Source organism: Subtercola sp. Z020, assembly GCF_002931235.1.
Taxonomy (GTDB): domain Bacteria; phylum Actinomycetota; class Actinomycetes; order Actinomycetales; family Microbacteriaceae; genus Subtercola.
On record NZ_PSTT01000007.1, the window covers coordinates 16,069 to 34,125 of the forward strand.

At 70.0% G+C, this 18,057-nt stretch carries 16 protein-coding genes; 6 read left to right on the forward strand and 10 right to left on the reverse strand.

What is annotated here, in order from left to right; genetic code table 11:
• The first annotated feature begins 118 nt into the window (after positions 1 to 118).
• The gene (locus tag C5B96_RS00645) at positions 119 to 2,284 is read left to right on the forward strand and encodes an ATP-dependent Clp protease ATP-binding subunit (RefSeq protein WP_104241929.1); all 2,166 of its coding nucleotides are present in this window, start codon (positions 119 to 121) and stop codon (positions 2,282 to 2,284) included.
• Between the two features lie 100 nt (positions 2,285 to 2,384).
• On the opposite strand, the gene C5B96_RS00650 is transcribed toward C5B96_RS00645, so the two are convergent.
• From C5B96_RS00650 to C5B96_RS00670, 5 genes are all read right to left on the reverse strand, one after another.
• On the reverse strand, positions 2,385 to 2,648 hold the full coding sequence (locus tag C5B96_RS00650; protein WP_146078051.1) for a hypothetical protein: 264 nt from the start codon (positions 2,646 to 2,648) through the stop codon (positions 2,385 to 2,387).
• A gap of 81 nt (positions 2,649 to 2,729) precedes the next feature.
• Positions 2,730 to 3,686 (reverse strand): glycosyl hydrolase family 8, encoded by a 957-nt coding sequence (locus tag C5B96_RS00655; protein ID WP_104241933.1) that lies wholly within the window; start codon positions 3,684 to 3,686, stop codon positions 2,730 to 2,732.
• 65 nt (positions 3,687 to 3,751) lie between these two features.
• Positions 3,752 to 5,854: an acetate--CoA ligase gene (gene acs, locus C5B96_RS00660; protein ID WP_104241935.1), complete on the reverse strand. Its 2,103-nt coding sequence runs from the start codon at positions 5,852 to 5,854 to the stop codon at positions 3,752 to 3,754.
• A 110-nt stretch (positions 5,855 to 5,964) separates the two neighbouring features.
• Entirely contained in the window at positions 5,965 to 6,561 is a 597-nt protein-coding gene (locus tag C5B96_RS00665) for a nitroreductase family protein (protein ID WP_104241938.1), read from the reverse strand.
• Between the two features lie 106 nt (positions 6,562 to 6,667).
• The gene (locus tag C5B96_RS00670; RefSeq protein WP_104241940.1) at positions 6,668 to 7,738 is read right to left on the reverse strand and encodes a low specificity L-threonine aldolase; all 1,071 of its coding nucleotides are present in this window, start codon (positions 7,736 to 7,738) and stop codon (positions 6,668 to 6,670) included.
• Between the two features lie 105 nt (positions 7,739 to 7,843).
• Between C5B96_RS00670 and C5B96_RS17265 the strand changes: the two genes are divergently transcribed.
• Complete coding sequence (locus C5B96_RS17265) at positions 7,844 to 8,014, forward strand: hypothetical protein (RefSeq protein ID WP_158507089.1); 171 nt, start codon at positions 7,844 to 7,846, stop codon at positions 8,012 to 8,014.
• Between the two features lie 88 nt (positions 8,015 to 8,102).
• Here the strand turns inward: C5B96_RS17265 and C5B96_RS00675 are convergent, their stop codons facing one another.
• From C5B96_RS00675 to C5B96_RS00690, 4 genes are all read right to left on the reverse strand, one after another.
• A complete protein-coding gene (locus C5B96_RS00675) occupies positions 8,103 to 9,587 on the reverse strand; it encodes a DUF6421 family protein (protein ID WP_199176510.1) in 1,485 nt (494 codons plus the stop codon).
• A 190-nt stretch (positions 9,588 to 9,777) separates the two neighbouring features.
• Complete coding sequence (locus tag C5B96_RS00680; RefSeq protein ID WP_104241942.1) at positions 9,778 to 10,218, reverse strand: hypothetical protein; 441 nt, start codon at positions 10,216 to 10,218, stop codon at positions 9,778 to 9,780.
• Positions 10,215 to 10,616 (reverse strand): nuclear transport factor 2 family protein, encoded by a 402-nt coding sequence (locus C5B96_RS00685; RefSeq protein WP_104241944.1) that lies wholly within the window; start codon positions 10,614 to 10,616, stop codon positions 10,215 to 10,217. The genes C5B96_RS00680 and C5B96_RS00685 overlap by 4 nt, the downstream gene beginning before the upstream one ends.
• A gap of 4 nt (positions 10,617 to 10,620) precedes the next feature.
• Entirely contained in the window at positions 10,621 to 11,067 is a 447-nt protein-coding gene (locus C5B96_RS00690) for a YdeI/OmpD-associated family protein (protein ID WP_104241946.1), read from the reverse strand.
• Positions 11,068 to 11,177: 110 nt separating this feature from the next.
• Here C5B96_RS00690 and C5B96_RS00695 point away from each other — a divergent pair, with 110 nt between their 5' ends.
• The 3 genes from C5B96_RS00695 (at position 11,178) to C5B96_RS00710 (ending at position 16,017) form a co-directional block, all read left to right on the forward strand.
• Complete coding sequence (locus C5B96_RS00695; RefSeq protein ID WP_104241948.1) at positions 11,178 to 13,364, forward strand: acyltransferase family protein; 2,187 nt, start codon at positions 11,178 to 11,180, stop codon at positions 13,362 to 13,364.
• A gap of 19 nt (positions 13,365 to 13,383) precedes the next feature.
• Entirely contained in the window at positions 13,384 to 14,310 is a 927-nt protein-coding gene (locus tag C5B96_RS00700; RefSeq protein ID WP_104241950.1) for an AEC family transporter, read from the forward strand.
• 612 nt (positions 14,311 to 14,922) lie between these two features.
• Positions 14,923 to 16,017 (forward strand): GNAT family N-acetyltransferase, encoded by a 1,095-nt coding sequence (locus C5B96_RS00710; RefSeq protein WP_104241954.1) that lies wholly within the window; start codon positions 14,923 to 14,925, stop codon positions 16,015 to 16,017.
• A gap of 61 nt (positions 16,018 to 16,078) precedes the next feature.
• Here C5B96_RS00710 and C5B96_RS00715 read toward each other — a convergent pair whose 3' ends face one another.
• Positions 16,079 to 16,918, reverse strand: a complete 840-nt coding sequence (locus C5B96_RS00715; protein WP_104241956.1) for an exodeoxyribonuclease III — start codon at positions 16,916 to 16,918, stop codon at positions 16,079 to 16,081.
• A 524-nt stretch (positions 16,919 to 17,442) separates the two neighbouring features.
• On the opposite strand from C5B96_RS00715, the gene pyrE reads away from it, so the two are divergent.
• Positions 17,443 to 17,991, forward strand: a complete 549-nt coding sequence (gene pyrE, locus C5B96_RS00720) for an orotate phosphoribosyltransferase (protein ID WP_104241958.1) — start codon at positions 17,443 to 17,445, stop codon at positions 17,989 to 17,991.
• The last annotated feature ends 66 nt before the right edge of the window (positions 17,992 to 18,057 follow it).

An 18,057-nucleotide genomic window follows, 5' to 3' on the forward strand; every position in this document is an offset into this window, starting at 1 on the left:
ACAGCATGGCTTGACAAATTGTACTGGCGCGAGTCGGCAGAAGCGTCTAAACTTGAGTCAGGTCGACTCAGGTTTGAGGGCCAGAAATTTCACGCAGTTTCAGAAAGGTGTCACTCGAATGCAGCCGCAGAGCGGTCAGCAGAACGTCGACGAGCAGAGTGCTCTCGAGAAGTACGGCGTCAATCTCACGAAGATCGCCGCCAGCGGCAAACTCGACCCCGTGATCGGTCGGGATGCCGAGATCCGTCGGGTCAGCCAGGTGCTGACTCGACGCACCAAGAACAACCCCGTGCTCATCGGCGAGCCCGGCGTCGGCAAGACGGCCGTGGTCGAGGGGCTGGCGCAGCGCATCGTCGCGGGCGACGTCGCCGACTCGCTGAAGGGCAAACAGCTGGTGTCGCTCGACCTCGCGGCGCTGGTCGCCGGGGCGAAGTACCGCGGCGAGTTCGAAGAGCGGCTGAAGGCCGTGCTCCAGGAGATCAACGACGCCGACGGCGAAATCATCACCTTCGTCGACGAGTTGCACACCCTCATGGGCGCCGGCGGCGGCGAAGGTTCTGTCGCGGCATCCAACATGCTGAAGCCGATGCTCGCCCGGGGCGAGCTTCGGCTGATCGGCGCCACCACCCTCAACGAGTACCGCGAGTACATCGAGAAGGATGCGGCGCTCGAGCGCCGGTTCCAGCAGGTGTTCGTCGGCGAACCCAGTGTCGAAGACACCATCGCGATCCTGCGTGGGCTGAAGGAGCGGTACGAGGCCCACCACAAGGTCGCGATCGCGGATGCGGCCCTCGTCGCCGCGGCATCCCTCTCGAACCGCTACATCTCAGGGCGGCAGCTGCCCGACAAGGCGATCGACCTGATCGACGAGGCGGCCTCGCGGCTGCGCATGGAGATCGACTCGGCCCCTGTCGAGATCGACGAGCTTCGTCGCAGTGTCGACCGCCTGCGGCTCGAAGAGCTGGCGCTGAAGAAGGAGAAAGACGACGCGTCGAAGCAGCGGCTCGAGAAGCTGCGCGACGACCTCGCCACCCGCTCGGCCGACCTCGAAGTGCTGCAGGAGCGGTGGGATCGCGAGCGCGCGGTGCTGAACCGCGTCGGCGAACTCAAGACGCAACTCGACGCCGCCCGCATGTCGGCGGAGAAGGCGCAGCGCGAGGGCAACCTCGAGCGCGCGTCGAAGCTGCTGTACGGCGAGATCCCGGTGATCGAACGCCAGCTGCGCGAGGCCGAGAGCGCCGAACAGTACCCCGACGGCGAGCGCATGGTGAGCGACCAGGTCACCGAGGCCGAGATCGCCGCCGTGATCGCTGCGTGGACGGGCATCCCTGTCGACCGCCTCACCCAGGGCGAGACGCAGAAGCTGCTGAACCTCGAGAAGGAGCTGGGCAAGCGGCTGATCGGGCAGCGGCCCGCTGTTCGCGCAGTCGCCGATGCGGTTCGCCGCACGCGCGCGGGCATCTCCGACCCGAACCGGCCGACCGGTTCGTTCCTCTTCCTCGGGCCGACCGGTGTCGGCAAGACCGAGCTCGCGAAGGCGCTCGCCGAGTTCCTCTTCGACGACGAGCGCGCGATGATCCGCATTGACATGAGCGAGTACGGCGAGAAGCACTCCGTGGCCCGGCTGCTCGGTGCGCCTCCTGGCTACATCGGCTACGAGCAGGGCGGGCAGCTGACGGAGGCCGTGCGCCGCCGGCCCTACTCTGTGGTGCTGATGGACGAGGTGGAGAAGGCCCACCCCGAGGTCTTCGACGTGCTGCTGCAGGTGCTCGACGACGGGCGGCTGACCGACGGTCAGGGTCGCACGGTCGACTTCCGCAACACCATCCTGATTCTGACGTCGAACCTCGGGTCGCAGTTCCTGGTCGACCCGACGCTCTCCGACGACGCGAAGGAGGCCGCGGTGCTGCAGGTCGTGCGGCAGGCCTTCAAGCCCGAGTTCGTGAACCGCCTCGACGACATCGTGGTGTTCACGGCGCTCACCCACGACGACCTCGCGCAGATCGTGTCGCTCTACGTCGACCGTCTCGCCCGGCGGGTGTCTGAGCGCGGGCTGTCGCTGGCGGTGACTCCGGATGCCCGTTCCTGGCTTGCCGACAAGGGCTACGACCCTGCGTACGGTGCCCGGCCGCTGCGGCGGCTGATGCAGCGCGAGATCGACGACCGCCTCTCGATGGCGCTGCTCTCCGGGGCGATCCGCGACGGCGACACCGTCTACGTGGGGCTCGACCCCGACGGCACCGCCCTCACGGTCGGCCCCGTCGTGCTCGTCCCCGAGGACTAGCCGGCCCCGCGTGCCGCGAGGGGACCCATATCGTTCCAAGGCCGCGCCCGCAGAATGATCTGCGCCCCCTCGCGCCGCGTGCGGGCCGGCGGGCGCCGGGTCAGGGGAGCCAGGTGTTGTTCGAGATGAGCAGCATCGACTGCAGGGCAATCGAGTCGGCGAAGTAGCCACCCGACGGTGCCGCGAACCTCGGCCACAGCGCATTCAGCCAGGGCTGGCTGCCTGCGTCGACGGCGGCCGCCGCTGCGAACGGCGCGGTGAAGGCCGGGTCGCCGTAGCCGACGAGCGCCTTGCCGTTGAGTCGATAGCCTGCCCGGATCGAGCCCGGCGTGTCTTTCGTCGCCGCACGGATCCAGGCGGTCATCTTCTGCACGGCAGCCCGTGATGCGGCATCGTTCGCGAGCAGCGCGTTCGACGCCAGGCGCCACGGGTCGCGGCATGCGTTCTAGGAGTGTGCGCCGTCGAACTCGCCCTCCTGAAAACCTGCCGGCGCCGGCTTCGGCGTCGTGTTCGTCGAGACGATGAAGTCGGGGAGCAGGCCGGTGTCGGGTGCGTACCGCTGCCGCACGGTCGTGATGAGTGCATCCGTCGCCGTGATCACCTCGCCCCAGAACGGGTCGCCGGTCGCCGTCTGGAAGGCGAGGAAGTGGTCGGTCATGAAATCCGACGAGCGGGTCGCGAACCAGTGCGCGGCGTCCGACCGACTGGGCCAGTCGCCGAGCTTGGTGAGATGGGTGGTCGGGTTGATCTCGCTCCGCTTTATCGCGGCGATGCGCTTCAGGGCCTCCGCGCGGTAGTCGAGCGTGCCGGTCGAGCCCCACTGCCGGTCGGCGAGCAGCAGCCCGAACGCAATGTCGAGGTCGCCGTCGGTCGCCGATCCTGCGTCACCCGGGATGCTCGCGCAGCCGTCATCCTGGTGCCACGCCATCAGCCCGCTGTCGACTTCGCTCGGGTGGTCGGCGGCGAAGCGGAAAAGCCCGTCGAACTCAGCCTGTGCCGCCGGATCAGCTCCCGCCATCAGGGCGACCACGACCATCCCGTAGCCCTGACCTTCTGAGACCACCCGCGACGGGGTGGAACTCGAGGCGTCGACGTAGTATCGGCCTGCACCGCAGCCGGCCACGAGGTGGCGCGGCTTCCATGCGGTGTAGGCGGCCAGCGTCGCGGCATCCGCCTGCGCCGCGTCACCGGGTGGGAGCGCCGAGCCCCGCGCGCGCACCACGGGATGCGACCCGAACGGTCGTGTGGGCGGCGCGTCGGCACCGATGATGGTCTGGATCTCCGCGTCGGCGGCGGGCATCCCCGTCGCCGACGCGGGCAGCGCTCCCGAGAGTGGCAGGCAGAGCGCCCCCACGACGGCGATGGTGAGCGCGGTCGAGCGCCCTTGTGGCCTGCGGAACATGGCCCTGCCTCCCTGCTGCACAGCGGTTCTGTGCTCACTGGAGAGACGCGCAGGGGGCCCGATCCTTACGCGGAACGGGCGGCGAGGATCGCCGCCGTGCGGGCGGGCACGGTGTCGTCCTGCAGGGAGGTGGTGTCGCCCAGGGGGCGGCCGTCGACGAGGTCGCCGAGCAGGCGGCGCATGATCTTGCCCGAGCGGGTCTTCGGCAGGTCCGGCACCACCACGAGGTCGCGCGGCTTCGCGATCGGCCCGATCTGGCGTGCGACGTGGGCGCGGAGGAGGGAGCCCAGCTCGAGTTCGAGCGCCGCCCAGAACGCCGGGTCGGCGGCATCCAGAGCCGTCACCTCGCGCGAGGGGATCACGAACGCGGCGATCGCCTCGCCCGTCACCGCGTCGGAGACCCCGACCACGCCCGCCTCGCCGACGGCCGGATGCGACACCAGCGCCGACTCGATCTCGATCGTCGAGAGCCGGTGGCCGGAGACGTTGATGACGTCGTCGACCCGCCCGAGCAGCCAGATGTATCCGTCTGCGTCGTATTTCGCGCCGTCACCTGCGAAGAAGTAGCCCTGCTCGGCGTATTTCTTCCAGTACGAGTCACGAAAGCGGGCCGGGTCGCCCCAGACGCCGCGGGCCATCGACGGCCAGGTTCCGTCGATCACGAGGTAGCCGCCTTCGCCCCGCGCCACCTCGGCTCCGGCCTCGTCGACGATCAGCGCCCGGAGCCCCGGCAGGGCGAGAGTGGCGGAGCCCGGCTTCAGCACCGTGACGCCCGGCAGGGGAGCGATGATCGCCGACCCGGTCTCCGACTGCCACCACGTGTCGACGATCGGTGCACGGCCGCCGCCGATGTGTTCGTGGAACCACACCCACGCCTCGGGGTTGATCGCCTCGCCCACCGTGCCCAGCAGGCGCAGCGATGAGAGGTCGAAGTGGGGAGGCAGGCCATCCGGGAACCAGGTCATGAAGGTGCGGATGAGCGTCGGCGCCGTGTAGTAGGTCGTCACGCCGTAGCGCTCGATGATCTCGAAGTGCCGGCCGGTGTGCGGTGTGTTCGGCGTGCCCTCGTAGATGACGCTCGTCGCGCCGTTCGAGAACGGGCCGTAGAGCACGTAGGTGTGGGCGGTCACCCAGGCGAGGTCGGCGGTGCACCAGTACACGTCGTCGGGCTTGGCGTCGAAGATCGCGGCGTGGCTCCAGCTGGCCTGGGTGAGGTAGCCGCCGCTGGTGTGCACGACGCCTTTCGGCCGGCCGGTGGTTCCGCTGGTGTAGATGATGAACAGTGGATGCTCGGAGTCGAAGTACTTCGCCTCGTGCGTGTCGGCGACGCCGGCGATCGCGTCGTGGAACCAGACGTCACGCCCCGGCGTCCACGGGATGTCGGGGGTCAGCTCGCCGGTGCGGCGCACGACGAGGACGTGCTCGACGGTGCTGGCGGGGCCGCTCACGGCGGCGTCGGCGTTCGCCTTGACGGCCACCGCCTGGCCGCGCCGGAACTGCCCATCGCTCGTGACCAGCAGTTTCGCCCCGGTGTCTTCGACCCGGAACTTCAGCGCTTCGGCCGAGAACCCGCCGAACACGAGCGAGTGGATCGCGCCGATGCGCGCGATGGCGAGCGTGATCACGATGGTCTCGGGGATGACCGGCAGGTACACGACCACCCGGTCGCCGGCGACGATGCCGAGCGCCTCGAGGGCGTTGGTGGCCTGCGCGACGCGGCGCTGCAGCTCGGCGTAGGTGATCTGCTCCCGATCGCCAGGTTCTCCCTCGAACGTGATGGCGATCGTGTCGCCGCGCCCCGCCTCGACATGGCGGTCGACGCAGTTGACGGCGACGTTCAGGCGACCGCCGACGAACCACTCGGCGTGGGGGATGCTGAGCAGCGGTCGCCCGTCGTCGTCGAGCCCGGTGAAGCCGGGGTCGGCCGGGTCGGCGCCCACCTGGGCGGCGGCCTCCTCGCGGCTGAGCGGGATGGCGGGCTCCCAGACGTGGGCGGTGTGCCAGCGCTCGGCCCAGTCGAGGCGGTCGGCCTGCCGCTCCCAGTAGGCCACGGGGTCGGCGGCTGCGCGCTCATACTCACCGGCATCGACGTTGGCCGCGGCCCGGAAGGCGGCGCTCGGCGGGTAGACGCGGTTCTCGCTCAGCAGGTTCTCGATGGTGGCAGGCACCCGCCTCACGCTACCGGCTGCCGCGCGGCGGCCTTCGCTGCGGCGTAACGGCCGGTAACGGGGCGCTCCGGGCGCCCTCCGCGAGCCGCGGGCGCCCGGAATGCGGCGCGCTACGCCGTGACGACGATCTCGTCGAGCGACTTGCGCGTGCGCGGCGCGAGCTCGCGGGCGCGGGTCTTCTCGTCGGCCAGGTTCTCGGCCGGGGCGACCACGCCGAGCGCCGTCACCGTGACGGGCTCCCAGCGCTCGCCGAGGTCGAACGCGGCGCGCAGCCCCTCGACCTCGATGCCGCCCATCTGGTGCACGTGCAGCCCATCGGCGTGCGCCTGCACGGTGAGGTTCGCCACCGCCTGGCCGAGGTCGTACATGCCCCAGCGGCGCGGCTTGCCCTCGCTGTCGACGACCTCTGCGACGTTGACGATCAGCACGCTGGCGTTCGGGGTCCAGACGCGGTTGAAGCCCATTAGGTTCTCGGTGATCAGGTCGAACATCGGGGTTCCGCGGCGGGCGACGATGAACTTCCACGGCTGGGTGTTCGCCGCGGAGGCCGACCAGCGGGCCGCCTCCAGCGCGCTCGTGAGGGCGGTCTCGCTCACCTCGGCGGTCTCGTCGAACGAGCGCGGGCTCCAACGCTCGGCGAGCACGTCGAGGATCGGGCTGCTCGTGTCGGCGGTGCGCACGGGCGAAGTGGTGTCTGTGAGGGTCACGGGGTGCTCCTGGTGTCGTCGGATCGAGAAGTCAGGGCGCCGTTGTCCTTCGGGTTTTGCAACCCACCGTACCCCGCCACTATTCCATGCGTTCGTATATTTCTGCTCAGGATGCCGCGGGCAGCAGCCCGGCGAGGGCCGCCGCGAACGCATCAACGTCGGCCTCTGTCGTGTCGAACGAGCACATCCACCGCACTTCGCCGGTCGCGTTGTCCCAGTCGTAGAACCGGAACACCTCACGTAGCCGGTCGGCCACGCCCGGCGGCAGAATGGCGAACACCGCGTTCGCGGCGACCGGACGCGTCAGGGTGACCCCCGGCATCCCGCTCACGGCGTCGGAGAGGCGTGCCGCCATCGCATTCGCGTGCGAGGCCGACTCGAGCCAGAGCCCCGACTCGAGCAGCGCGACGAGCTGGGCGGAGACGAACCGCATCTTGCTCGCGAGCTGCATGTTCATCTTGCGGAGATAGACGAGGCCCTCGGATGCCGCGGGGCTCAGCACAACGATGCACTCGCCGTAGAGCAGGCCGTTCTTGGTGCCGCCGTACGAGAGCACGTCGACCCCGGCATCCGTCGTGAAGTCGCGGAGCGGAACCCCGAGAGCGGCGGCTGCGTTCGAGAGGCGCGCGCCGTCCATGTGCAGCAGCATGCCGCGGGAGTGGGCGTGCTCGGCGATCGCCCGCACCTCCTCGACCGAGTAGAGCGTGCCGAGCTCGGTCGTCTGCGTGATCGAGACGACCAGCGGCTGCGCCCGGTGCTCGTCGCCCCAGCCCCAGGCCTCGCGGTCGATCAGTTCGGGGGTCAGTTTGCCGTCGGGCGTCTCGACCGTGAGCAGCTTGAGGCCTGCGACCCGCTCGGGCGCACCGTTCTCGTCGGTGTTGATGTGCGCGGTCTGGGCGCAGACGATGGCGCCCCAGCGCGGCAGCATCGACTGCAGGCTGAGCACGTTGGCACCGGTTCCGTTGAAGACGGGGAACGCCTCGGCGGCCTCGCCGAAGTGCGCCTTCATGACCTGCTGCAGGCGCGCGGTGTAGACGTCTTCCCCGTACGCGATCTGGTGCCCCTCGTTGGCGGCGGCGATCGCGTCGAGCAGCAGCGGGTGCACGCCGGCGTAGTTGTCGGAGGCGAAGCCGCGGCGGGCGGGGTCGTGCAGGCGCAGGGCCGGGTCGAAGTTCATCACGTCTCCAGTTTCTCGCACTGCGGGCAGTGCTGGTGTCGTTCGGGCGTCGGGTGGGGCATAGTCGAGGGAGCAGGGTGCCGCCGGGGCCCGGGGGGCGGAGTCATGCAGAGCGTCAAGACGGTCGTGTTCATGGTTCTGTCACTGGTCGTGCTGGCGGCGATCGCGCTGGTGATCTACCTCGTGGTCGCCCAGGTGATACCGGGGGCGACGTTCAGCCCCGACGGGCCGCCCCGCGACATCCCGGCGCTGCCGCTGTCGACGACGGGCGGCTGACGGGCGCTCGGGCCGCCGACCAGGTCGAGCCGTTCGGCCCGCTCGGCCTGCGGATGCCGTGGCGGCGGCCCGGGCATCCGCGAGCCGTTCAGGCCAGCGCCGCCTGGCCGGTGATGCCCTTCGTCGACTCGATCACGCCGCCCATCTTCTTGGCGAGCGCCTCGTAGAACATCGACAGCGGGAACTCGTCGGGCAGCACCTCGTCGGTGAGGCCGCGCGGCGGCCCGTCGAGCGGCAGCGCGTCGGGGCCCTTCGCCCACACCGAAGCGGGGTTCGGGGTGAGCGTCTCGGAGACGAGGGCGTAGGCGGCGAGCCAGTGCGCCGTCTTCGGGCGGTCGATCGAGCGCCAGTAGAGGTCGTCGATCGATTCGCCGAGGGCGATGACGGCGTCGGCGACATGCGGCCAGTCGATACTGAGGCGCGTGTCGGTCCAGTGCAGCACGCGCCGCTGGTGCAGCCAGGCGAACAGCAGTTGGCCGCCGAGACCATCGTAGTTGCGCACCCGGCTGCCGGTGATGGCGAACCGGAAGATGCGGTCGAAGATGATCGCGTACTGCACGCGCTTCGCGGTCTCGACGGTGTACGGCGAGTAGAGGCCCTCGCGCTCGATGCGCACCGCCTCACGGAACGCGGTCAGGTCGCAGCGCAGCTCCTCCAGCGAGTACAGGAAGAACGGCATGCGCTGCTTGATCATGAACGGATCGAACGGCAGGTCGCCGCGCATGTGGGTGCGGTCGTGGATGAGATCCCACATCACGAAGGTCTCTTCTGCCAGGTGCTGGTCTCCCAGCAGCTCGCGGGCGTCGGCGGGCAGCTCGAGTCGCGTGGTCTCGGCGGCTGCCGTCACGACGAGCCGGAACCGCGCGGCCTCGCGGTCGGCGAAGATCGCCCCCCAGGTGAAGGTCGGAACGGTGCGCATCGCGATCGTCTCGGGGAACAGCACGGCCGAGTTCGTGTCGTAGCCGGCGGTGAAATCGACGAAACGGATGGGCACGAACAGGGAGTTCGAGTACTCGGCGCCCTCGAGCTGCGCGACGAAGTCGGGCCAGACCACCTCCACGGCGACGGCTTCGAAGAGCCGGTCTGTGCTGCCGTTCTGCGTGTACATCGGGAAGACGACGATGTGCTGCAGCCCGTCGACGCGGTGCTGCTGCGGCTGGAAGGTGTTCAGTGAGTCCAGAAAGTCGGGCACGCCGAAGTCGCCCTCTGCCCAGCGCTCGAAGTCGACGGCGTCGGCTTCGAGGTACGCGGCATCGTGCGGGAAGTGCGGCACGAGCATCCGGAGCTCGCGGGTGACGGTGCGCACGAGGTCGCCGAGTGCGGCGCGGTCGGCGAGCGGATCGGCCGACCCGTCGGTCAGCTGGTGGCTCTGGATGCTCGACACCGCGTCGCGGAGGGCGACCCAGTGCGGGAGGGCGGCCGCGGGCAGGGCTGCGCCCGCGGGGCCGGTGGCGGCGGGTGCGGTGCCGGCGGCGCTTGCCGGGGCGACTGCACTTCGGAGGTCTTCGACGACCTCCGGCTCGCCGATGACGGCGTCACGGGCCAGTGCGCTTTCGAGCGTGGGCTTGGACATGAGAACCTCCGTTCGCAGATGCTGCAGTGCCGGGTGTGGCTTTCTCGAGCCGGCTGGCTCAGCAGCGAGCCTAAGAGGATCTCGGCCGCGCTTTCCGCAGCTGGCAGCCGCTATCGCGCGCCTAACGCCCCTCCGCGCTCATTCCTTGCGCGACCCCCACCGGCCGCGGCCGCCGCTCGACGCGGCCGGGTCAGCGGGTCTGGCCGACGAGGAGCGAGACGCGGAGGCCGTGCCGCGTCTTCACGATGGCGGCCGGAATGCGGGTCGAGCGCCCGCGCTCCTCCAGCCGCGTCAGGGTGTCGAGCGCTACGGCCTCGAGCCCGCGCGGGATGTAGCCCACGATCGGCGTCATGCGCGAATCGACGAAGAAGCGCACCGCGACGGGCGCATCCGTTCGTTCCTCCTCGATCGTGCGCCGCCCGATGAACACCTGCAGTTCGCCGAGACCACGGCCCTCGACGTCGGCGATCGTCTCCTGGAACGGATCGCTGCCGGCGAGTTGGATGCTCACCCGCGCGTTCTTCGGGCGCATCCCGTAGTCGTAGTCGCTGAGCTTGCCCGATCCGACGTCCTTCCGGCCGAAGACAGGCTCCGCGGCCGCACCGGCGCCGGCCTGCGTGCCGCTGCTCACTCGCCGGCCCCCTCGGGGTGTTCCATCCACCACTCGGTGAACTCCCGCGCACGGCCGTCGGGCGCAAGGCGGATCAGCCAGAGGTTGCTGTAGGTGGGGCCGTCGGCGTACGAGGTCGTCGCCTGCACCAGTGCGAGGTCGTCGGGAAAGTAGGGGTCGGGCGCCCGCAGCACCTGCCAGGCGAACGTCGTCGACTCGGGCGCATCCTGCGCCTCGAGCCAGCCCTCGACGATCTCGTCGTACCCGTGCCAGGGCGGCGAGAAGGGTTCGGTCCGGTAGTCGGCGTCGGGGGTGAAGAGGGCGCGGATGTCGTCGGGGTCGTTCGTGTTCCAGGCGGTGCGGTAGCGCGCGATCCATTCGGCGAGACCGGATGATCGGGGTTCGGTTGCGTCGCTCACCGTTCTACAGCTTTCCGTTCAACAGGTTCTCGATGGCCTTCTCAAGGCGTCGCTGCCGGGTCTCCGGGGTCTTCGCATCGTCGAGCGGAAGCGTGAAGCGGCGCTTGTTGCTGTAGGAGAGGGAGTCGAAGAAGGTGCGGGCGGCGGGGGTCGCGTCGAGCGCGGCGGCCAGATCGTCGGGCACGACCACCTCGCGGGGCTGGTCGTCGAGCACGATGTCGACCTCGAAGTCGTCGCCGGGGGCGATGCCCGAGCCCTTCCTGACCTCGGCGCTCACGGGCAGCATGATCTCGCCGCGGTAGGGCGTCACGGTGCTGCGATAGGTGTAACCGTTGATCGTGACGGCGACGGCGTGTTTCTTCGCGGTGCCGAGTGCCTCGTAGACATCGGTGGGCACGACGATGCCGGTGGCTGTCTTGCCGCTCTGCAGGAGGCTCGCCTGGAATCTCATAGAAGGAGTATGCCGCCTCCTCTCCTCCACAGCCAGCGAGTGCTGCGAAGTCATCCACCGTCGCGGTGGCGGAGCGTTCGTGCAGAAGGCGCAAAGTAGCATGGGGCCATATGAACGCCACGAGCACCAGCAGCACGGCTGCCCGAGAAGCCGGTGTCTCCGCGCACTTCCTCCCGCACATCCAGGGCCTCAGGGCAATCGCGGTGCTGCTCGTCGTCATCTACCACTTCTGGCCCGGCCGGCTCACGGGCGGGTACATCGGCGTCGATGTGTTCTTCGTCATCTCCGGCTTTCTGATCACCCAGCAGCTCTCCCGCGAGCTCGAGCGCACCGATCGCATCCGGCTGCCCACCTTCTGGGCCAAGCGGGTGCGGCGACTCCTGCCTGCAGCGCTGCTCGTGCTGCTGTTCAGCGCGGTCATGACGCTCACGCTGATGCCGCTGAGCGCGCTCGCAGAGAACGTGCGCGAAATTCTCGCGAGCACGTTCTACGTCGAGAACTGGGCGCTCGCGGCCAGTTCCGTCGACTACCTCGCGGCCGCGAACGATGCGTCGCTCGTGCAGCACTACTGGTCGCTGTCGCTCGAGGAGCAGTTCTACCTCGTCTGGCCGATCCTGCTGATGGGTGCGTCGGTGTTCGGGGTGCGGCGGCTCGCCCGACGGCGCGGGGCCTCGGGCGCGGCTGCGGCATCCGGAGCCGCCGTCGGGCAGAGCCGCTGGAACGCGATGATCACCCTGGTCGTGGTGGCCACCGTGGTGTCGTTCGTGCTCTCGGTGGTGTTCACCCAGAACGACCCCGCGTCGGCGTACTTCGTCACCTACACGCGCGTGTGGGAGTTCGGTATCGGGGCGATCCTCGCCCTCATCCCGCGGCTGCGGCCCGTGCGGGTCTGGCAGAGCAACCTGCTCGGCTACGCGGGCATCGTCGCGGTGATCGGCGCGGCCTTCGTCTACGATCGCAACACCCCGTTCCCGGGCTACGCCGCCCTGCTCCCCGTGCTCGGCACCGCAGCGATCATCGCCTCCCACCGCTCGGTTCGACGGCTCGACGCCGCAAGCGTGCTCGGCAGCCGGGTTCCGCGGTTCATCGGTGACATCTCGTACTCGCTCTACCTCTGGCACTGGCCGCTGATCGTGGTGGCGCCCTTCGTGCCCGGCTGGGGCCTCTCGATCTACAACCGCATCGCGCTGCTGGCGATCTGCTTCCTGCTCGCCTGGCTGACGAAGAAGTTCGTCGAAGACCCGACCCGCCGCTGGAGCTTGTGGACCACCCGCAGACCACGCGTCAGCTTCGGCTTCATGGTCGCGGGCATGGCCGTCGCGAGCCTCGTCATCGGCGGGGTCTCCGCGGTGCAGCAGCCCAAGTACGAGGCGGCGGCCACCGAACTCGCGTCGACCGTGGCGAACCTGCCCGAGTGCTTCGGGGCGGCCTCGGCCGCGAGCCCCGTGGTCACGGGGGCGCTGGCGTCGTCGGTGTTGGCGGTCGGCACGCCCGGCTGCACGAATGCGGCACTGGCCGAGACGATCATCCCGTCACCCGGCTTCGGCAACGCCGACCGGCCGAGCCACCCCGAGTGCCTCGTGACGCTGAACGACTCGAACCTCTCTGCCTGCCACTTCGGTTCGAGCGACCCGGCGGCGAAGCGCGTCGCGTTGATCGGCGACAGCCACGCCTACCAGCTGCTCGGCCCGTTCATGCAACTCGCCGACCGCAACGGCTGGGCCCTCACCACTTACATCAAGGGCGGTTGCACCTGGAACACCGACGCCATGACCGGTGCCGACGCCTTCTCGGTCTCGTGCAACACATGGCGCTCGAACCTGACGGCCGAGCTGGCTTCTGTGCAGCCGTTCGACGCCGTGTTCACGGCCTCGCTCGCCGATGAGGCCGCGCCGGGCACCTCAGAGCAGGGCGCGGCCCTCGCCGCGGGCTTCAGCGCCGCGTGGCAGCAGGTGACGTCGAAGGGAACGCCCGTCGTCACGATGGTCGACAACCCGTCGTGGAGCGACGACCCGAACAAGTGCCTGCGCACCGAAGACCCGGCCGACTGCGCCGAGCCGCGCTCCGAGGGGCTCGTGGCCGACCCGCCCGTCGCGCAGGCGGCCGCCGAGGCCTCCGCCGCCGGCCAGAACGTCACACTGCTCGACTTCACCAGCACCTTCTGCACGGCAGACGACTGCCTGGCCGTGATCGGGGGCGCCAACGTCTACCGCGACCAGGATCACCTGACGAACACGTTCGCCATGACGATGGCACCGTACTTCGAGTCCGCGATGCTCGCGGCGCTCGCGCGCTGAGCGCCGGGAGCCGCAGGCCGTGGGGGGAGTGCTCGTCGGTTTCGCGATCATCGGGTTCGTCATCCTGGTCGGTTACGTCATTCAGCGGGCGAAGATCCTCCCGCCCGATGCGCTCACCTCCCTGAACCGGTTCGTCTTCTTCGTCGCGAACCCGGCCCTGCTGTTCACCGTGATCGCGCGCGCCGACCTGACGGTGATCTTCTCGTCGTTCCTGGTGGTGACGATCATCTGCGTGGCCATCGCGGCCGGACTCTACGTCGCGCTCTCCGCGCTGTTCTTCCGGCGCCCCCTGGCCGAGACGGTCATCGGTGCCGCGGGGTCGTCGTACGTCAACGCGAACAACATCGGTCTGCCGGTCGCGGTCTACGTTCTCGGCAGCGCCCAGTTCGTGGCGCCGCTGCTGATGTTCCAGCTGATCGTGCTCGCACCCATCACGCTGACCCTGCTCGACGTGTCGACCCGGGGTGTCGTCTCGGTCAAGGCGATCCTGCTGCAGCCCGTGCGCAACCCGATCATCCTCGGCTCGCTCGCGGGCTTCGCGGTCGCGGTGTCGGGCTGGCAGGTTCCGGATGCCCTGCTCGAGCCGTTCGTGCTGATCGGTGGCGCGGCGGTGCCCGTCGTGCTGATCGCGTTCGGAATGTCACTGTCGGGGCAGCGCCCCCTGAGTGCCGGATCGGGCCGGCTCGAGATCGTGGTGGCGACGGTGCTGAAGAGCGTGGTGATGCCCGCGGCGGCCTTCGTCATCGGGCGGTTCGTGTTCCACCTCGACCCGGAGCACCTCTTCGGGGTCGTACTGCTCGCGGCCCTGCCGACGGCGCAGAACATCTTCAACTACGCCCACCGTTACGACGTCGGCGTGGTGCTCGCGCGGGACATCGTGCTGCTCACCACGATCACCTCGGTTCCCGTGCTGCTGGTGATCGCGGCGCTGCTCGCGCCGGGCTGAGCGGGGGCGAGGCCGTCGGCGGTGGCGGAGCCGGTGCCGCCGGTGCCGGTGCCGGTGCCGGTGTAGATGCCGATGCCGATGCCGATGTAGGTGTCGCTGCCGAGGATGCCGGTTCCGCTGCCAATACCGGTGCAGGTGCAGGTGCAGGTGCAGGTGCAGGGGCAGGGGCAGGTGAGGATGCGGGTGCGGCCGCCTCGCGCCGGTCGGGCGACGCGCGCAGCGCGGGCGTGTCGTCGCGCAGGGCGAGAGCGTCGCGCAGAAGCGCCGCGAGGCGCAGTGGTGACAGGTCGATCACCGCACAGTGCGTCGACCGGGGGGACTCCACGAGGTAGGCGGCGAGCCGCGCCGCGGGCGCCCGGCGCCGGCTTCTGACCGCGCGCTGGAAGAGCTCGGCGAGTTGCGCGTCGACGCCGAACATCGCACCGTCGCCGTTCGAGTCGAGCATCCGGGGTCGCCTCACTGTCGTACTGCCGCCCCCTGATATGAGCATACCTCATTGACCCAGAAGCGGCCACTCTTTCCTGCGCCCCCGCGGCCCAGCTACGCTCGATCCACGCGATCGACCCACACCCGATCGACCCTGGCACGAACAACTCGACGAGGAGGAAGGCGTTGGTCTCGTTCTCACTCGACCGCCTCGCCATCCCCGACTCGCTCGAGGGCCCGGGGGCCGCCGACTTTCGCGCATCCATCGACGTGCGGAACGCCAGCGAGGCGAAGGCGTACGGCACCGTCGAGGTCGTCTATCCCCCCGAAGGGCTCTTTGCGGCCTGGCACGACCCGCACGAGCAGAAGACGCTGTGGGTCGCCCGGGTCGACGGCCGCGTCGTCGGCCGCGCCGTGCACGAGTCGCAGCTCGGCACCGAGAGCGAGGTCGGGTGGGGCGATGTCGACGTGCACCCCGCCTTCGAGCGGCTCGGTATCGGTCGGGCGCTCAGCGACGCCGTCGAGCAACGCGCCCGCGCGCTCGGCCAGCGCAGACTGCTCAGCTATGCCGTCTCGCCGAACCCTCCCGCCGCCTCGCCCGGCGACCTCCCGCGTCGCTGGCTGGTGCCGCCGACCGGCTACGGATCGCTTCCCCGCGACAACCGCGAGGTGCGGTTTCTGCTCGCGCGCGGCTACCGGCTCGAGCAGGTCGAGCGGGCGAGTCGGCTGGCCCTGCCGATCGATGACGCTGCGGTCGCGGATGCCCGGCGGGATGCCCGTTCCGCGGCCGGTGCGCAGTACGACGTCGTCACGTGGCTGGGCCCGACCCCGGCCCGGTGGCTGACCGACCTCGCGCAGCTGCTGACGCGCATGTCGACGGATGCCCCGACCGCCGGCCTCGAGGAGCCGGAAGACGTGTGGACCCCCGAGCGCGTCGCCGCGCACGACGCTCGGGTGCACAGCGGCCCGCGCATCCAGTCGACGGCCGCCGCCCTGCACCGGCCCACCGGCCGGCTCGTCGCGTTCAACCAGCTCTCGGTGCCGTTCGATGTCGCGCGCCCGGTGAGCCAGGAGGACACGCTGGTGCTCCGGGAGCACCGCGGGCACCGGCTCGGCATGCTGGTGAAACTCGCGAATCTCGATCAGTTGCACCGCGAGAGCCCCGGGCACCCGTCTGTTCTCACATGGAATGCCGAGGAGAACCGCCACATGCTGAGTGTGAACGAAGCGGTGGGCTTCGTTCCGATCGGGTACGAGGGGGCGTGGCGGCTCGACCTCTAGGGCCGGATGCCGCGCGGGTCTGTGCCGTGTGGTGGGCGTCGCCGCGGCCGCGGACGCCGGGTCAGCCGAAGATCATCGGGCGGTCGTCGTCGTCTTCGGGTTCGAGCGAGAGGTCGACCACGACGGGCACGTGATCGCTCGGGGCGTCACCTTTTCGTTCGTTGCGGTCGATCCGGGCATCCTGAACCAGCGAAGCGAACGCCGGCGACCCCATGATGAAGTCGATGCGCATGCCCTCGTTGCGGGGGAAACGGAGCTGCTTGTAGTCCCAGTAGGTGTAGCCCGTCGGCGCCAGCGGGCGCACCACGTCGCTCAGGCCGAGCGCCTCGAACTCGGCGAAGGCGGCGCGTTCGGGCGGCGACACGTGGGTCGAGCCCTCGAAGACCGACCTGTCCCACACATCGGTGTCGAGGGGGGCGATGTTCCAGTCGCCCATCAGAGCGAGGGGGGTGGTCTGATGTTCGGCGATCCACGCGCGGGTATCAGCCGCCAGCTGCTTCAGCCACGCCAGCTTGTAGTCGTAATGCGGATTGTCGAGTTCCCTGCCGTTCGGAACGTAGAGGCTCCACAGCCGCACGCCGTCGACCGTCACGCCGAGCGCGCGGGCCTCGGTGGGGAGCACGCCGTTCTCGTCGGGCTTGCCGAAGCCGGGAACGCCCTCGAAGCCGACCGAGAGGTCTTCCATCGGGAGGCGGCTGGCGAAGGCGACGCCGTTCCACTGGTTGAGGCCGTGCAGTTCGACGTCGTAGCCGGCGGCGGTGAAGGGCTCGAACGGAAACTGCGACTCGCGGCACTTGATCTCCTGCATCGCCAGAACGTCGATGTCTTCGCGCACCAGCCAGTCCGTGACGCGGCCGACGCGGGCCCTGATCGAGTTCACATTCCAGGTGGCAACACGCATACCACCACCCTATTCGCTGCCGCCGACGCCGGTCGCGCCGCCGGCCGCGCTCCCGCGCCGCGCTACCGGCCGCCGACGCCGGCCGCGCTCCCGCGCCGCGCTACCGGCCGCTGCGCGCGCCCGCCGCTTCCGGGGAGGCCGCCGGCCTGCCCGGCCGCGCCCCGCTCTCCCGCCAAGACACTCCTCAGTCAATCCAACGCGCATACGGCCCCGGATCGGCTGAGGGGCGTCCGGGTGAACGCCGGCGGCGGTCGGCTCCGGTCACGGCAACCGCCCGCACGGCCCGCCGGGTGCGCCGCCTCGGGGAGGCCACCCGCCAACCCGGCCACGCCCCGCGCTCCCGCCCGGACACTCCTCAGCCAATCCGACGCGAATAGGGCGCCGGATCGGCCGAGGAGTGTCCGGGTGAACGCCGGCCACGGCCGGCCGCGGTCTCGGCGAACCGCCCGCACGGCCCGCCGGGCACCGACGGTCGACGCCCCGCCGGTTCGCGGCGCGACCGGCGGCGAACCTAAACTGGCAGCGTGACCGACGCACGCGAGCAGCTGATCAAGTACATCTCCGACGAGGCCGTCTTTCACGGCGACTTCACGCTGGCGAGCGGGCGGAAGGCCACGTATTACGTCGACCTCCGCCGCGTCAGCCTCGACCACCGCGTCGCCCCGCTCATCGGCCAGGTCATGCTCGACGTGATCGCCGACATCCCCGATGTCTTCGCCGTGGGCGGCCTCACCATGGGCGCCGACCCTGTCGCCGCGGCCATCCTGCACCAGGGTGCAGCCCGCGGAGCCACCTACGACGCGTTCGTCGTGCGCAAGGAGCCCAAAGACCACGGACGCGGCCGCCAGGTCGAAGGCCCCGACCTCGCGGGCAAGCGCGTCGTGGTCGTCGAAGACACCTCGACCACGGGCGGCTCGCCCCTCACCGCCATCGCTGCGCTCGAGAAGGTGGGAGCGATCGTCGTCGGAGTTGCCGTGGTCGTCGACCGCAACACCGACGCCCGCGAGCGAATCGAGGCGGCCGGCTACCCCTACTACGCCGCCATCGGCCTCGACGACCTCGGCCTCAGCTGAGCCGTCGCCCGTGAGCGTGCAGCTGTGACGACCCCGCCTCCTTCGGCTCCGGATGCTCGGCCGGGC

What these genes read in the sequence shown, in the direction of transcription:
- C5B96_RS00645 (WP_104241929.1), top strand. Translation starts at nt 119, where the DNA reads ATGCAGCCGCAGAGCGGTCAGCAGAACGTCGACGAGCAGAGTGCTCTC.
- C5B96_RS00650 (WP_146078051.1), bottom strand. Translation starts at nt 2,648, where the DNA reads ATGACCGCCTGGATCCGTGCGGCGACGAAAGACACGCCGGGCTCGATC.
- C5B96_RS00655 (WP_104241933.1), bottom strand. Translation starts at nt 3,686, where the DNA reads ATGTTCCGCAGGCCACAAGGGCGCTCGACCGCGCTCACCATCGCCGTC.
- C5B96_RS00670 (WP_104241940.1), bottom strand. Translation starts at nt 7,738, where the DNA reads ATGAACTTCGACCCGGCCCTGCGCCTGCACGACCCCGCCCGCCGCGGC.
- C5B96_RS17265 (WP_158507089.1), top strand. Translation starts at nt 7,844, where the DNA reads ATGCAGAGCGTCAAGACGGTCGTGTTCATGGTTCTGTCACTGGTCGTG.
- C5B96_RS00675 (WP_199176510.1), bottom strand. Translation starts at nt 9,587, where the DNA reads ATGTCCAAGCCCACGCTCGAAAGCGCACTGGCCCGTGACGCCGTCATC.
- C5B96_RS00690 (WP_104241946.1), bottom strand. Translation starts at nt 11,067, where the DNA reads ATGAGATTCCAGGCGAGCCTCCTGCAGAGCGGCAAGACAGCCACCGGC.
- C5B96_RS00695 (WP_104241948.1), top strand. Translation starts at nt 11,178, where the DNA reads ATGAACGCCACGAGCACCAGCAGCACGGCTGCCCGAGAAGCCGGTGTC.
- C5B96_RS00715 (WP_104241956.1), bottom strand. Translation starts at nt 16,918, where the DNA reads ATGCGTGTTGCCACCTGGAATGTGAACTCGATCAGGGCCCGCGTCGGC.